The organism is Arthrobacter sp. HLT1-20 (genome assembly GCF_054510895.1).
Genome location: NZ_JBTNDR010000004.1, coordinates 96,412 through 110,025 on the forward strand (window position 1 = coordinate 96,412; position 13,614 = coordinate 110,025).

The following is a 13,614-nucleotide window of genomic DNA, read 5'->3' on the forward strand; positions in this document are numbered from 1 at the left end:
ATGGGCTCATGGGGACGGACCATGGCAAGGTAGACAGTATGCGTTTACCTTGGTTGCGGTCCGTGGAGCCCCTGGCACCACCAACCCATGAGGACCTGATCCGCCTCGTCGCCTTGGGCGACGAGGCGGCCTTCGAAGAACTGTACGACGCCGTTGCACCTCGCGTCTTTGGCTTGGTGCGGCGAGTGGTTCGCGACCCGGCCCAAAGCCAGGAAGTGACACAAGAGGTTTTCATCGACATTTGGTCACAGGCGTCACGCTTTGACGCCGACCGAGGCAAAGCAATGTCCTGGATTTTGGTCATCGCGCACAGAAAAGCCGTTGACAAGGTCCGGGCCAGCCAGGCAAGTTCCGATCGGGACCTTCGCCAGGGCATGAAGGAATACCAGGAGAGTTACGACGACGTCGCAGACACCGTCGAGACCCAGATGGAATCCGAACGCGTCAGGATTGCCTTGGCAACACTGACGCAACCCCAACAGGAAGCCATCAGCTTGGCCTACTACGGTGGGTACACACACCAAGAAGTTGCCGAACTGCTCAAAATTCCAGTCGGCACTGTTAAGACAAGAATCCGCGACGGAATGATCAGGCTCAGGGACAGGTTAGGAGTAGCGTGATGGAAAAGCAATTGCATTTACTCACCGGCTCCTACGCCTTGAACGCCTTGGAGCGCGGGGAACGCACCGAGTTTGAGCGCTACGCATTGACTGACGCGGAAACTCTGGATGAAGTGCGCAGCCTCAGCGAGACGGCTGCACTTCTTGCCTACGGCACGGTCTCCGAAGCCCCTCCGGCCGCGTTGAAGGCAGATGTCATGGCCGCCATCCGCAACACCCGCCAGTTGCCCGCCAGCTCAGTGGTCAGGGATATTTCATCGGCAAGGCGGCACCCCTCACAGAGCGCCGCACAACAGCTGAACAAGGGCAGCCGCAGCCCCTGGGTGCCAGCCCTGAGCGCCGCGGCAGCCCTGGCTATTTTTGCCGGAGTTGGCGTGGGCGGCTGGGCTGCCGGCCAAAACGCAACGCAGCGGGACATGGAAGAGAAGCTCGTCGCCATGGAGGCCCAGCAGAAGGCTGCTGCGGCCCAGCAGGAAGCCATGCTCAGCATTGTTGGCTCACCCGACGCCAAAATCGCCACCACTGCATTGTCCGACGGCGGAACCGTCACCGTGGCGTCGTCGGGCAAGGCCAACAGGGCGGCAGTCATGGTCAGCGGCATGCCGGCACCTCCGGAAGGCAAAACCTATGAACTGTGGTTCATCTCGGCAGCAGGCGCAGTACCGGCAGGCCTCATGGACCACGCCGACCCGGAAGCCCCGGCCATGCAGGTACTCAACGGGCCTTTGGGCGGCGCAACACATGTGGGCATCACGGTGGAGCCGGCCGGCGGTTCGCCCGCTCCCACCACAACTCCCATAGTGGTCCAAGCCATCTAGGCAGTTCGTTCTTTGCCAGGAATCAGCCCACCGGAGCAATCCGGTGGGCTTTCGGCTCCGAAGTACCTGCAAGTACTTCTACTTCAGGAACCTGCGGTAGAACAAGCAAGCGTTCTAAGGATCCTGATATGGGCAAGCAGAGCACGGCGACACGGAAAATCCACTGGCGGGCATTGTTGCCAGGAGCCCTCGCGGGAGTCATTTCCGCCGGGGTCCTCTTTGCTGTAGCCCAACTCGTTGCGGCATTCTTCGGACCTGTCGCCTCCCCCCTGACATCCGTGGGATCAACCTTTATTGACTTCACCCCCAAGTGGATGAAGAACTTCGCCATTGCCACGTTTGGCACCAACGACAAAATGGTTTTGCTCCTTTCCATGACCATCGCTGCGGCGCTTCTGGCGGCAGCAGCAGGAGTTGTGGCTCGCAGGAGCCTCAAGGCAGGCTCGGCCATGGTTCTTGCCTTTGCGCTGGTCATGGCCCTGTGCATCATTACCCGGGCGGGGGCTGGCATCTTTGACCTGGTGCCGCTCCTGCTGGGAACCGCGGCTGGTCTGTGGGCACTGAGGTACTTGACGCCAGCAAGTACAGTCAAACCGCACCCCGCTGATACGCCGGTGAACACCAGCCCGGCCGCGCCATCACAGCCGGCACCCGCTCCCGGCCCCAGCCGGCGATCCTTCATGCTGCGCTCGGCCGCCTTGGCGGGGATCGCCGTCGTCGTTGGCGTTGGCGGGACTGTCCTTTCCACCACCCGCAACGCAGTCAACACCGTCCGTGAAGCTCTGAAGCTTCCCGCACCCAAGACCATGGCCGCCGCGTTGCCCGCGGGCGTTCAGTCACCCGTTGTGGGTGTCACGCCGTTTGTGACCCCCAACGCAGACTTTTACCGGATTGACACTGCCCTGATCGTGCCGGAAATCGACCCCTCCTCCTGGAAGCTGCGCGTCCACGGCATGGTGGAGGAAGAATTCACCATCAGCTTTGACGAGCTCCTGTCCTCCGAGCTCATTGAAAGCTACGTCACCCTGACCTGCGTCTCCAACGTGGTGGGTGGCAACCTGGCCGGCAACGCAAAATGGCTGGGACTACCCATCAGGGAGGTGCTTGCCCGGGCCAAGCCCAAGGACGGCGCGGACATGGTGCTCTCCACCAGCATTGACGGTTTCAGCGCCTCCACTCCCCTACCCGTGCTGCAGGATGACCGTGACGCCATGCTCGCTGTGGGCATGAATGGCGAACCGCTTCCGTTCGACCACGGTTTCCCCGTGCGCATGGTTGTCCCCGGCCTGTACGGTTTTGTTTCGGCCACCAAGTGGGTTGTGGACTTGGAAGTCACAACCTTCGCCGAGAAGGCCGGCTACTGGACATCGCGTGGCTGGTCCTCCCACGGTCCCATCAAGACCGCATCACGGGTTGAGGTGCCCCGGGCTTTTGGCAGGGTGCCGGCAGGGCAGGTTTCCATTGGCGGCAGCGCCTGGGCCCAGACCAAGGGCGTCTCCAAGGTGGAGGTCCAGCTCGACGACGGCGCATGGCAGCTTGCGCAGTTGGCGGACGAGGCCTCCGTGGACACCTGGCGCCAATGGTCCTATATCTGGGACAACGCCCCAGCCGGAACCCACAAAGTGCGGGTCCGCGCCTATGACGCAGCTGGCGAATTGCAGATCGAACAGCAGGCTCCGCCCGAGCCTGATGGTTCCACGGGCTGGCATTCCATCAACTTCACAGTCACCTAGGCACGGCCGAAGAGGAGGCACTGGCAGGGGATTCACTCTCCCCGGCCGGTGCCTCCTTTCTTGTCTTTAACCTTCGCCCCAGGCCATGGTGCGTCAACAAATCTGCAAAGATTTCACCCAAACACCTGTGACGTGTTCCATAATCAATGAGTTGCATACTTTGGGTGGGGTTTGTAGCGACGCTGCTGGGCAATTGATCAGCAGTGCAGGCAAGCCGGACCACTTCGGCTTGCCAACCACGGGGCCAGGGTGGTCACCGGGTGACCGAACAGCGGAGGTCTCGGCTATGACACGGACGGTAATTGCGCTTCTCCATATGAGGAGCACATCCAAACCCAGCAAGGCGCGGATTCTTTCCAAGAAGGTAAATCCGCTGGCCCTTTTCCTCGCGCTGGGCCTGTGCATGACGGTTGGGGTGGTTCCTTCCCGGGCCGCTGATACAACTCCCATGGCGGAGAATCCCGGCCCGGTTGGCAGTTTTGCATGGAAGGGTTTCAACTGGCAGAAGCGCTTCTGGGGCGGAGCCCCACAATACAACCAGAGCTATGATCCGGCCAACGTCAGCAGCCCCGACGCGAACGGACACGTCACCCTGACCCTGTCCAACCCGAGCGGGTCTGCACCGGCTGGCGCGGAATTCCAGTCGACTCGGGAAGGGTTCGGCTATGGCACCTATAGCACCACAGTGGAGAAGGACGTCAGTACGCTTGCGAAGGAAGTGGTCTGGGGCTGCCTGTTCACCTATGATCCCGAGGCGTCACCCGGGTTCAACGAAATTGATGTTTGCGAAGCCTCCGCTTGGGGCGGTGGAGCCAGCTATGGCGAGTCCTGGCCCGTCACCCAAGGGCACGGCTACTGGTTCGACGCCGGCAAGCCGCCAGGGCAGGGCAACAGCACCATCACCTTTGATGTGACAAACGATCTGATCCTGACCCACAAGATGGTGTGGGAACCGGGCAAGCTGACTTTTGAAACGTACGCCGGCGAGGGCTACACAGGAACCTTGCTCAAGCGCACCGTCATGTCGGGCTCGACGGTGCCGGTGCCGGCCAAGGAAGCCATCCACTTCAACCTCTGGGTAACCGGCGGCGGCGGTGGCGACCCGGCCCATGTTGCCCCGGAAACCGTCACGATTCGTGACTTCTCCTTCACCCCGCCAGCCAGTGCCCCGTTGACGCTCACTGCCCCGACACCCACCATCAGCGGGACCTTGCGGACGGGCAGCACCTTGACGGCCAACCCCGGCACCTGGACCACCGGCGCAACCCTGCAGTATCAGTGGTACCGCTCGGGCGCAGCCGTCACGGGAGCCACGGGCAAAACCTACAAGCTGGTCAAAGCCGACGTCGGGAAAACCATGATGGTGCGTGTCACCGGCTCCAAGTCCGGCTACACCACGGTGTCGAAGAACTCTGCCTCCACCGCACCCATCAAGTAAGCCCGCTGCTGCCGGGACCTGTGGAGGAAACTCCACGGTTCCCGGCTTCAGGGGATTGGAGACCGTCGCTAAGCCTTGCGCTTGCGCACCGGGACAATGCGCTTGACAGCCATGCCGAGTGCCAGCATCGCGAACGCTGCCAAGGCGAACCAAAACAGCTGGCTCGCTCCGGTCATGGCAAGTGCTGCCGAACCTGCGCCTGCGGCCATGGGTGCTGCTGGATTGTTGTACATTTCCCTCACCAAACTTTCTTCTTGTTAAAAATTGCATCCGTGTACGCCTTGGCGTGAACCAACTGCAGGAACAGGTCGATCACCGTCTCATACATGGTGGCCGCAAGCAGCATGTACTTCCAGCCCCGCAGCCGCACTGTCACCACCCGTTCGAGCACGAAAACGCCAGTCACGGCCATCCAGAAGGCGTGTATGTGCAGGCCTGCCCCTGAACCCAGGGCGACCGCAATGGAGGAGAAGTAGGCGATGGTGACCAGAACGCCAACCATTGAAAGGACCTGCCGTCCCCAGTAAGGGCGCGTGACCTTCGTCCAGCCGTACTGCACGCAGTTCTCTACTGCGCCGCGCTTCCACCGGAGCCGCTGAGCCCATAATTCGCGCCACGTTGGCATGACTTCCGTAACCAAGGTGCAGTCGGCAGGTGAGGCAATGCTGTGACCCAGTGTCAGCAGCGCGAACGACAGTTCATTGTCTTCCGTCAGGACTGACGTGTCATAGACGCCGCCGCGGCCGTTGCCGGCCGGAAGTGCACCGTTGACCCTGGCCGCTGAAACGCCCTTGAGCGTTTGCACCCGGAACAGCGCTGCGGTTCCCGTCACCACCAGGCATTTCCCGTGGAGCCGTTTCACATCCCGGGCGTACCGGGCATACTCATTGCGCTGCAGATGGCCAACAAAGCCGCCTCCGGGCCCGCCGCGAAACACGCCGCCAACCGCACCAAGCATGGTGTCCGCACTCAAATGGCGCACTGCGTTCTCAATGAAATCTGCCGAAAGCTGTGAGTCGGCGTCCTGGACCAGGATGAGTTCCTCCGGGGCGGCATCCTTGAGCAGGCCATCCAGCGCAAAGTTCAAAGCACCGGCCTTCTTGTCCGTGTTTCCTACGGTGCGGATCACTTCCGCACCGTAGGCCAAAGCAAGCTGCTCGGTGGCGTCCGTGCAGTTGTCTGCAATGACAATCACCCGATCGGGCCTGCGCGTTTGCTGGCCAAGGGATTCCAAGGTCTCGATGATGGCCTCGGCCTCATTGTGTGCGGGGACCAAAACCGTCACCACGCCGCCAGGTGCCCTGTGGAAGCCCGCGGCTGCTTCCGACGATGCGGAGGGAAGAACCCTTGCGCCAATAGTGTGTTCGGTGTGCATCGAATTCCTCCCCTGCTTGTGATTTCCTGCCGTTTTCCAACTATGGCGGTGACAACTCAGCTAACGGATAAGAATCGGTCAGGAAAGGAACAAGAGTGAATCAAGAGTCGATCAAGACAACCTTTGGTGGTGAGCAGCACCGGTCTGGTGAGGGACTGGCGCCCCGGCTGTCACCGAGTCCGTGGAGTGCCGATAAACTTAGGACCATGACTCTCACAGTTGCAGCGACAGAACGTTCCGCCTACGGCTTCGGCCTCGCCAGCATCACCAGCGACGGTGATGTTCTTGACGTATGGTTCCCCGCCCCGGAGCTGGGCACCGCCACAGATGCCTTGGGCAATGCTCCGGAGGCCAGCGCCGAACTCACAGCCCTGGCTGAAGCCGGCGAAGACGCCGACCGCGGCGTGATCCAGCGGGTGGTCTTTGCCCAGATCAACCTGGATGCCGAACCGGCCGACGCCGCGGACGCCTACCTTCGCCTGCACCTGCTCTCGCACCGCTTGGTGGCACCGAACAGCATCAACCTGGACGGCATCTTCGGCAAGCTGGCCAATGTGGTGTGGACCAATTATGGCCCGGCCGCCGTGGAAGGATTTGAGCTCACCCGTGCCAAGCTGCGCCGTCGGGGTCCCGTAACTGTCTACTCCGTGGACAAGTTCCCGCGCATGGTGGACTACGTAATCCCCGCAGGTGTCCGCGTGGCCGACGCCGACAGGGTCCGCCTGGGCGCCCACCTGGCCGACGGCACCACTGTCATGCACGAAGGCTTTGTGAACTTCAACGCCGGCACCTTGGGCACCTCCATGGTGGAAGGCCGGATCTCGGCCGGTGTGGTGGTTGGCGACGGCACCGATGTTGGCGGCGGCGCGTCCATCATGGGCACGCTGTCCGGTGGGGGCCGGGAGCGCATCACCCTGGGCGAGCGCGTGCTGCTCGGCGCCAACTCCGGCGTTGGTATCAGCATTGGCGACGACTCCGTGGTGGAGGCGGGCCTCTACGTCACGGCCGGCACCCGGGTGCGTGTTTTGGGTCCCAAGGACGCCGACGGCGAAGATACGGCTGTGGTGGTCAAGGCCAGCGAACTCTCAGGCGTGGCCAATCTGCTGTTCCGCCGCAACTCCACCTCGGGTGGCGTTGAAGCGCTTCCCCGCAAGGGTACAACCGTTGCCCTCAATGAGATCCTGCATGCCAACTAGTGGCGCCACCGGCGGGTCCACTCAGGCACCGGCCGGGCGACCATGAGCAGAACCAGTCGGCGCATTGTGGCTTGGTTGACCGTTGCTACGGTCAGCGCCGGTCTCCTCATTGGCGGCGGTGTCTGGCTGAGCCATGCCTTCAAGGACGCGTTTGCCCCTGGCTTGTCGCTGGGCTGCACGGCCACCGTGGGGGAATCGAGCTATACCTTGGCTTTGGACCAAAGCCAGAACGCGGCCCTGATCTCGGCTGTGGCCATGCACCGCGGCATGCCTGCGCGTGCCGCGTCGATTGCCCTGGCCACGGCGTTGCAGGAATCCAAGCTGCGCAACATTGATTACGGTGATTTGGATTCCGTGGGCTTGTTCCAGCAGCGCCCGTCCCAGGATTGGGGCAGCGTGGAGGAAATCATGGACCCCCTGTACTCCGCCAACGCGTTTTATGACGTGCTGGCGAAGGTGCCCGGCTATGTGGACATGCCCATCAACGACGCCGCACAGATTGTGCAGCGATCGGGGTACCCGCATGCCTATGCCCAACATGAGACCCTGTCCCGGGCCTTTGCCTCGGCATTGACCGGGCAGACGCCCCAGGGCCTGAACTGCACGCTGCCACCTGCCACGGTTGTCAGCACTCCCGAAGCCATGGCTGCGGCCATGTCCGCCGTCATGGGCCAGGTGCCGTTCACCACCGCTGCTGCCGCTGATGGCAGCGTCAGCGTGCTCATGGACGTCCCCGATGCGGCTGACTGGACCACTGCCCACTGGCTGTTGGCAAATGCGGAACAGTTTGGCATTTCACAGATCAGCTACGCCGGAAAAGTGTGGGATAGGAACACCAATGAGGGCGGGCACAACGTGGGCTGGCAGGGTGGAAGTGCTGCTGTTCCGGGTCAGTTGAGCCTGATCATGGCGGCTGCGCCACCGGTCAAGCAGTAGCCCGGCTCAGACCAGCAGTTCCACCACGGGTTGGACGTAGCTGCAAAATGCCTGAGGGTCATCCATGAGGTGGGAGCTCATGATCAAACGGTTGGGTTCGATGAACCAGGCCCGTTGTTCGGCGAGCGGAACTTCCACAATGCTCAGGGTAAATTCCCGCGCCCGGCGGCCCAGTTCCAGTTCGCGGTTCTCCACCAGGTCAGCCAGAATTTTGTGCCCGCCCAAGGTTTCGCGCTGGGCGGCCATCAGGGCGTATAGCTGTGCCTGTTCCCGTGCCCAGGTGACGGCGGCCCCGTAGTGGGCGTGTGCCACCCGCTGCAGGGCAGGCATGCCACCCAGCTCAGGGAAGTCTGGTGGGGACAGCTTCTGCTGGTTGTCCGGAAAGTTTTGCAGCAGCCTGTTCCACCACACCTCCCACTGGTCCCGCAGGGCTTCAGCGCCTCCCACACCGGAGGTCAGCATTGAATGATCCGCTGCCCGCACTGTGGGCGCCACATGGGAAAGGGCCGGGGTGCCGGCACCGTCCAGGCCCGCCACATCCCGCAGATACAGAGCCGTCAGCATTGGACTGCAAGTGTCCATTGTGATCCGCCAACCAGGGCCACCTGTGTGATGCATTATTTCTGCCTCCAGCCGCCGCGACAATGGTGCAACAATCCGTACTCCAAGATTACTCCGGCGCAGAGCCGTCGGCACGGCAAATATCTCCCCCACCCGACGCTCTCGCACTAATGGTGTGTTTTTTCCCGACGCTCTCGCAGCTATGGCTGGAAAATATGGATCGCTATCGCAACTAGCAGCGGCCGCTGACAAGAAACTGCGATAGCGTCTGCCAAAAAGTCACCATTGCTGCGAGAGGACGACGAAAAACACACCATTAGTGCGATAGCGTTTTTGGTTTACGGCGCTTGGGGCTAGGGGGCCAGGAGGTCTTCCAGGTGCCGGTGCAGAGTCGCCAGGCCGTGCTGGGGGGCCGACCATGCCGGTTGCAGGACCATGCGCAGGCTCAGGCCGTCAAGGATGGCTATGAGGCGCTCAGCCTCGTCCACCGGCACCAGGTCCTTTGCCATCAAGGGGCTTTCCATGAGCTGCAACATCACCCGTCCCACCACGGCACCCGTGGCGCGGTAGTCGTCCTGGGCGGCATCAGTAAGTGCAGCGTTAGTGCGTGCATCCAGCATAAATTCCATGTGTACCACGGCATCTGCACGGCGGGGCTCATCCAGTGGCAGCAGTTCAGCCAGGACACCGGAACACTTCTCCACCAGGGTGTCCAGTTGGGTGGGCAGTTCCGCCGTCTCCAGGGCTTCCAACTTTTCCAGCGCACGCAGGTGGATGCGCTCAGAATTTACCCGGAAGGCAAATTCCATCAGCTCGGCTTGGTCGTCAAAGTAGTGCCGCACCGAGCCCAGTGCCAGACCTGCCCTCTCAGCCACGTTACGTAGCGAAGCTTGTGTCAGCCCTCGCTCGGCAATGACGTGGAATACGGCATCGGCAACGAGCTCGCGGCGCTGGTCTGCATCAACAATTTTGGGCACACATCTTTTTTAGCACAGATGTTTCACAATTGCTCAACCACGGGAGGATGCGGCCCGCTATTCGGACGCGGCGGCGTCCTTCTTCTTGTCCCGGCGCAGGAGCACCAACAGCGCAATCATGATGACCAGCGAGGCGATGAAGAACGGCAAGAATACAGTTTTCCCCAGCAGCAGCAGGATTCCCAGCACCACCACCACAATGGGGAATGCCATGGAGAACGTGTGCAGCAACAGCGTCGACATTTTCATAATTTTTACTTTCGTCCCAGGTTACGCAAAAGAAAAGCGGCGGGTGACTCCCCCAAGGGAAAGTCTCCCGCCGCCGTCGTACTTTGGTCTCGGCAGGCTCGACCGCCGAGAGTGCTAGCGCGAGGGGTACATGCGCTCCGGCTCGCCTGTGTACAGCTGGCGCGGGCGGCCGATCTTGGTCTGCGGGTCCTTCATCATTTCGCGCCACTGGGCAATCCAGCCCGGCAGGCGGCCGATGGCGAAGAGGACGGTGAACATCTTCTCCGGGAAGCCCATGGCCTTGTAGATCAGGCCCGTGTAGAAGTCAACGTTCGGGTAGAGCTTGCGGGAGATGAAGTACTCATCCGTCAGCGCAACTTCTTCCAGACGCATGGCGATGGCGAGGAGTTCGTCGTTGCCGCCGAGCTTCTCGAGGATCTCGTGGGCCGTGGCCTTCACGATCGTGGCGCGCGGATCGTAATTCTTGTAGACGCGGTGCCCGAAGCCCATGAGCTTCACGCCGTCTTCCTTGTTCTTCACACGCTCAACAAACTTCTCAACGGGCTCGCCGCTGGCCTGGATGTCGCGCAGCATGTTCAGCACGGCCTCGTTGGCGCCGCCGTGCAGCGGGCCGAAGAGGGCGTTGATGCCTGCGGAGACGGAGGCAAACATGTTGGCGTTTGCTGAACCGACCAAGCGGACGGTTGAGGTGGAGCAGTTCTGCTCGTGGTCTGCATGCAGGATCAGCAGCAGGTCCAGGGCCTTGACCACTACCGGGTCCAGCTCGTAGGGCTCCGCCGGCAGGCCGAAGCTCAGGCGCAGGTAGTTCTCCACCAGGTTCATGGAGTTGTCCGGGTACAGCATGGGCTGGCCGATGGACTTCTTGTACGCGTAGGCGGCGATGACGGGCATCTTGGCCATCAGGCGGATGGTGGCCATCTCAACCTGCTCGTCGTCGAACGGGTCCAGGGAGTCCTGGTAGAACGTGGACAGCGCGGAGACGGCCGAGGACAGTACCGGCATGGGGTGTGCGTCGCGCGGGAAGCCGCCAAAGAAACCCTTGAGGTCTTCGTGCAGCATGGTGTGGCGGCGGATGCGCTGGTCGAAGGCGTCCAGTTCTGCCGGCGTGGGCAGGTTCCCGTAGATCAACAGGAAGGAGACTTCCAGGAAGCTGGAGTGCTCTGCCAGTTCTTCGATGGGGTAGCCGCGGTAGCGCAGAATGCCCTTGTCACCGTCGATGTAGGTGATGGCAGAGGAGGTGGCTGCGGTGTTGACGAAACCGGGGTCGTAGGCGACCGCGCCGGTGGTCTTCAGGAGCTTGGAAACGTCGTACCCGGCGTTACCTTCAACTGCTTCGAGTCGCGGAAGTTCAAGTTCTCCGCCGTCGTAGCGCAGGGTCGCGCTCGTGGAATCAGACATGGAGTCCCCTTCATGAGGTAGCCTTCAAGGCTTTGGTTAGTTCAATGCAAGTTTTCTTATCCGCGCAAAATCCGCGTCATTGGTGGTGAAGACCAAAAGAAAAACTCAGCAAATTAAGCGTCCGGTAGCCTAGACGGCTACCTATGAAACTACCGCTTTAAGGGCCTTCAAGACTAATCCTGCGGCCAAAAAGTGGCTACTTTGCACAAAATCACAGTGTTTTTGCGCCGAGTCGACTCACAGCGGCACCAATGCGCTCATCGCTGCCCGTCAGCGCCACCCGGACAAAACCGTTTCCGGCCTCGCCGTAGAAGGTGCCCGGACCAGCCAAAATGCCCAGCTCTGCAAGGCGCCCAATGGTTGTCCAAGTGTCTTCACCGGCCGTGCACCACAGGTACAGTCCGGCCTCGGAATGGTGGATGGTGAGCCCAAAAGCTTCCAGTGCTCCCACCAGCTGTTCGCGACGTCTTCTGTAGCGGTCCTTCTGTTCCTTCACGTGCGCATCATCGCCCAGGGCCACGCGCATGGCCTCCTGAACGGGGTAGGGCACAATCATGCCGGCGTGTTTGCGGCTGTTGATCATGTTCGCCATGATGGCGCTGTCACCAGCCACGAACGCGGCCCTGTAGCCGGCAACGTTGGACTGCTTACTGAGGGAGTACACGGCCAGCAGGCCGTCATTCGAGCCGCCGGAAACGCGGGCATCCAGCACGCTGGGCACGGGCTCGCCACCGTTTTCGGTATCCCACGCACCCCAGCCAAGCTCGCCGTAGCACTCATCCGAAGCCACCACAGCACCAATGGCCCGGGCCTGCTCAACAAGAGCCTTCAGCTCGGCCACCCCGCGCACAATGCCTGTGGGGTTGCCCGGGGAGTTGACCCACACCAGGCGCACCTTGGCGAGGGTTTCGGCGTCGAGCTCCTCCAGGGAATCGGCGGCAACAGCCGTGGCACCGGCAAACACGGCCCCCATGTCATACGTGGGGTAGGCAACCTTGGGGCGGACCACAACGTCGCCGGCGCCCAGGCCCAGCAGCAGGGGCAGCCAGGCCACCAGTTCCTTGGAACCCACCGTTGGCATGACGTCGGCCGGGTCGAGCCCGGAAACGTTGCGGCGGCGCGCAAACCAGTCAACAATGGCCTGGCGCAAGGCCAGCGTGCCATGCGTGGTGGGGTAACCCGGCGCATCCGCAGCCGCCTTGAGGGCGTCCTGAATCAAGGCCGGGGTGGGGTCCACGGGCGTACCGATGGAAAGATTCACCACACCGTGCGGGTGCTTGGCTGCCGTTGCCTGATAGGGCGCCATGGCATCCCACGGGTAGTCAGGCAGATTCAGGCCAAAGTTGCTGGGTGTTTGCTGCGAAGCCGAAGTCATGTGTAGCTGATCAGTCCTGATTCTGCGGCGGCAGGGCCGCAACGAACGGGTGGTCGGTGTGCGTGTTGCCAATCTTGGCCGCGCCGCCGGGTGAGCCCAGCACGTCGAAGAACTCAACGTTGGCCTTGTAGTACTCGGCCCACTCATCCGGGGTGTCATCCTCGTAGTAGATGGCCTCTACGGGGCAGACAGGTTCACAGGCACCACAGTCAACACACTCGTCGGGGTGGATGTAGAGCGAGCGTTCGCCTTCGTAGATACAGTCAACAGGGCATTCCTCAACACATGCCTTGTCCTTGACATCCACGCATGGCTGCGCAATTACGTACGTCACGAACCCCAACCTTCCTCAAAAGTTCAATGGGCGGGGCACAAAAAGCACCGCTTGACCCATTATCCCCCACCGCCGCCATGCCCGCACCTCCGCGAGACTTAGTATGAAGAGGTGAACAGTGCACTTGAGCGCCTGACCCAGCTTCCCCTGGGCACGCGCGTGGTTATCCGCTACAGGATCGGCTCCGGCTTCACGGACGCCTTGGGCGACCTGGTGGCCCGTGACCACCACGGCTGCACCGTCTCCACCCGCACCGGGGCCATCACCATAATGTTCGACGACGTCCAGCTCGCCAAGGCGGTTCCCCCGCCTCCCCCGCGGCGCGAACGACGCGTGCAGTACTGACCCGCCCGTCCCCTGTCCTCCCCCGACGCTCTCGCAGCACTGGCGTGTTTTCTGGAAACGCTCTCGCAGCAATGGCTGGATATTTGGCGACGCTATCTCACGGCTCGCCGTCGGGCGCCGTTGTTTCGGCAGGCTCGCCTCGCCCAACACCGTGCTAGAAGAATCTGCTGAATCTGCACCCCGCGATTGCGATAGCGTCAGGAAAAAACACGCCAATGCTGCGAGAGCGTCGGGGAAAAACTGACCATTGCTGCGAGAG

Annotated in this window: 15 protein-coding genes; 7 read left to right on the top strand and 8 right to left on the bottom strand. The window is 61.8% G+C overall.

Annotation, left to right across the window (positions count from 1 at the left end):
• Positions 1-38: 38 nt before the first annotated feature.
• From sigK to ACX80Q_RS03860, 4 genes are all read left to right on the top strand, one after another.
• Entirely contained in the window at positions 39-620 is a 582-nt protein-coding gene (gene sigK, locus ACX80Q_RS03845) for an ECF RNA polymerase sigma factor SigK (RefSeq protein WP_459329194.1), read from the top strand.
• Positions 620-1,438: an anti-sigma factor gene (locus ACX80Q_RS03850; RefSeq protein WP_459329195.1), complete on the top strand. Its 819-nt coding sequence runs from the start codon at positions 620-622 to the stop codon at positions 1,436-1,438. The genes sigK and ACX80Q_RS03850 overlap by 1 nt, the downstream gene beginning before the upstream one ends.
• Positions 1,439-1,566: 128 nt before the next feature.
• Complete coding sequence (locus ACX80Q_RS03855; protein WP_459329196.1) at positions 1,567-3,171, top strand: molybdopterin-dependent oxidoreductase; 1,605 nt, start codon at positions 1,567-1,569, stop codon at positions 3,169-3,171.
• Between the two features lie 316 nt (positions 3,172-3,487).
• Positions 3,488-4,609 carry a hypothetical protein gene (locus ACX80Q_RS03860; protein ID WP_459329197.1) on the top strand — a complete coding sequence of 374 codons (1,122 nt, stop codon included), beginning with the start codon at positions 3,488-3,490 and terminating at the stop codon, positions 4,607-4,609.
• Between the two features lie 68 nt (positions 4,610-4,677).
• Here ACX80Q_RS03860 and ACX80Q_RS03865 read toward each other — a convergent pair whose 3' ends face one another.
• Positions 4,678-4,842 (bottom strand): hypothetical protein, encoded by a 165-nt coding sequence (locus ACX80Q_RS03865; protein WP_459329198.1) that lies wholly within the window; start codon positions 4,840-4,842, stop codon positions 4,678-4,680.
• Positions 4,843-4,847: 5 nt separating this feature from the next.
• A complete protein-coding gene (locus ACX80Q_RS03870; protein ID WP_459329199.1) occupies positions 4,848-5,984 on the bottom strand; it encodes a glycosyltransferase family 2 protein in 1,137 nt (378 codons plus the stop codon).
• 206 nt (positions 5,985-6,190) lie between these two features.
• Here ACX80Q_RS03870 and dapD point away from each other — a divergent pair, with 206 nt between their 5' ends.
• Positions 6,191-7,180: a 2,3,4,5-tetrahydropyridine-2,6-dicarboxylate N-succinyltransferase gene (gene dapD / locus ACX80Q_RS03875; RefSeq protein WP_459329200.1), complete on the top strand. Its 990-nt coding sequence runs from the start codon at positions 6,191-6,193 to the stop codon at positions 7,178-7,180.
• Between the two features lie 42 nt (positions 7,181-7,222).
• A complete protein-coding gene (locus tag ACX80Q_RS03880; protein WP_459329201.1) occupies positions 7,223-8,116 on the top strand; it encodes a hypothetical protein in 894 nt (297 codons plus the stop codon).
• Positions 8,117-8,122: 6 nt separating this feature from the next.
• On the opposite strand, the gene ACX80Q_RS03885 is transcribed toward ACX80Q_RS03880, so the two are convergent.
• The 6 genes from ACX80Q_RS03885 to fdxA form a co-directional block, all read right to left on the bottom strand.
• Positions 8,123-8,734 (bottom strand): hypothetical protein, encoded by a 612-nt coding sequence (locus ACX80Q_RS03885; protein WP_459329202.1) that lies wholly within the window; start codon positions 8,732-8,734, stop codon positions 8,123-8,125.
• 296 nt (positions 8,735-9,030) lie between these two features.
• A complete protein-coding gene (locus ACX80Q_RS03890) occupies positions 9,031-9,654 on the bottom strand; it encodes a TetR/AcrR family transcriptional regulator (RefSeq protein ID WP_459329203.1) in 624 nt (207 codons plus the stop codon).
• 57 nt (positions 9,655-9,711) lie between these two features.
• Complete coding sequence (locus ACX80Q_RS03895) at positions 9,712-9,897, bottom strand: hypothetical protein (protein WP_459329204.1); 186 nt, start codon at positions 9,895-9,897, stop codon at positions 9,712-9,714.
• Between the two features lie 120 nt (positions 9,898-10,017).
• A complete protein-coding gene (locus tag ACX80Q_RS03900) occupies positions 10,018-11,301 on the bottom strand; it encodes a citrate synthase (RefSeq protein WP_459329205.1) in 1,284 nt (427 codons plus the stop codon).
• 211 nt (positions 11,302-11,512) lie between these two features.
• The gene (dapC, locus tag ACX80Q_RS03905; protein WP_459329206.1) at positions 11,513-12,676 is read right to left on the bottom strand and encodes a succinyldiaminopimelate transaminase; all 1,164 of its coding nucleotides are present in this window, start codon (positions 12,674-12,676) and stop codon (positions 11,513-11,515) included.
• A 10-nt stretch (positions 12,677-12,686) separates the two neighbouring features.
• Positions 12,687-13,010 (bottom strand): ferredoxin, encoded by a 324-nt coding sequence (fdxA, locus tag ACX80Q_RS03910; protein ID WP_054012064.1) that lies wholly within the window; start codon positions 13,008-13,010, stop codon positions 12,687-12,689.
• Between the two features lie 111 nt (positions 13,011-13,121).
• Between fdxA and ACX80Q_RS03915 the strand changes: the two genes are divergently transcribed.
• Positions 13,122-13,355, top strand: coding sequence for a putative acetyltransferase (locus ACX80Q_RS03915; protein ID WP_459329207.1), 234 nt, complete (start codon positions 13,122-13,124; stop codon positions 13,353-13,355).
• Positions 13,356-13,614: the final 259 nt, after the last annotated feature.

Coding starts and splice junctions, on each gene's coding strand:
- sigK (WP_459329194.1), top strand. CDS start 39: ATGCGTTTACCTTGGTTGCGGTCCGTGGAGCCCCTGGCACCACCAACC.
- ACX80Q_RS03850 (WP_459329195.1), top strand. CDS start 620: ATGGAAAAGCAATTGCATTTACTCACCGGCTCCTACGCCTTGAACGCC.
- ACX80Q_RS03855 (WP_459329196.1), top strand. CDS start 1,567: ATGGGCAAGCAGAGCACGGCGACACGGAAAATCCACTGGCGGGCATTG.
- ACX80Q_RS03860 (WP_459329197.1), top strand. CDS start 3,488: ATGAGGAGCACATCCAAACCCAGCAAGGCGCGGATTCTTTCCAAGAAG.
- ACX80Q_RS03865 (WP_459329198.1), bottom strand. CDS start 4,842: ATGTACAACAATCCAGCAGCACCCATGGCCGCAGGCGCAGGTTCGGCA.
- ACX80Q_RS03870 (WP_459329199.1), bottom strand. CDS start 5,984: ATGCACACCGAACACACTATTGGCGCAAGGGTTCTTCCCTCCGCATCG.
- dapD (WP_459329200.1), top strand. CDS start 6,191: ATGACTCTCACAGTTGCAGCGACAGAACGTTCCGCCTACGGCTTCGGC.
- ACX80Q_RS03880 (WP_459329201.1), top strand. CDS start 7,223: ATGAGCAGAACCAGTCGGCGCATTGTGGCTTGGTTGACCGTTGCTACG.
- ACX80Q_RS03885 (WP_459329202.1), bottom strand. CDS start 8,734: ATGCATCACACAGGTGGCCCTGGTTGGCGGATCACAATGGACACTTGC.
- ACX80Q_RS03895 (WP_459329204.1), bottom strand. CDS start 9,897: ATGTCGACGCTGTTGCTGCACACGTTCTCCATGGCATTCCCCATTGTG.
- ACX80Q_RS03900 (WP_459329205.1), bottom strand. CDS start 11,301: ATGTCTGATTCCACGAGCGCGACCCTGCGCTACGACGGCGGAGAACTT.
- dapC (WP_459329206.1), bottom strand. CDS start 12,676: ATGACTTCGGCTTCGCAGCAAACACCCAGCAACTTTGGCCTGAATCTG.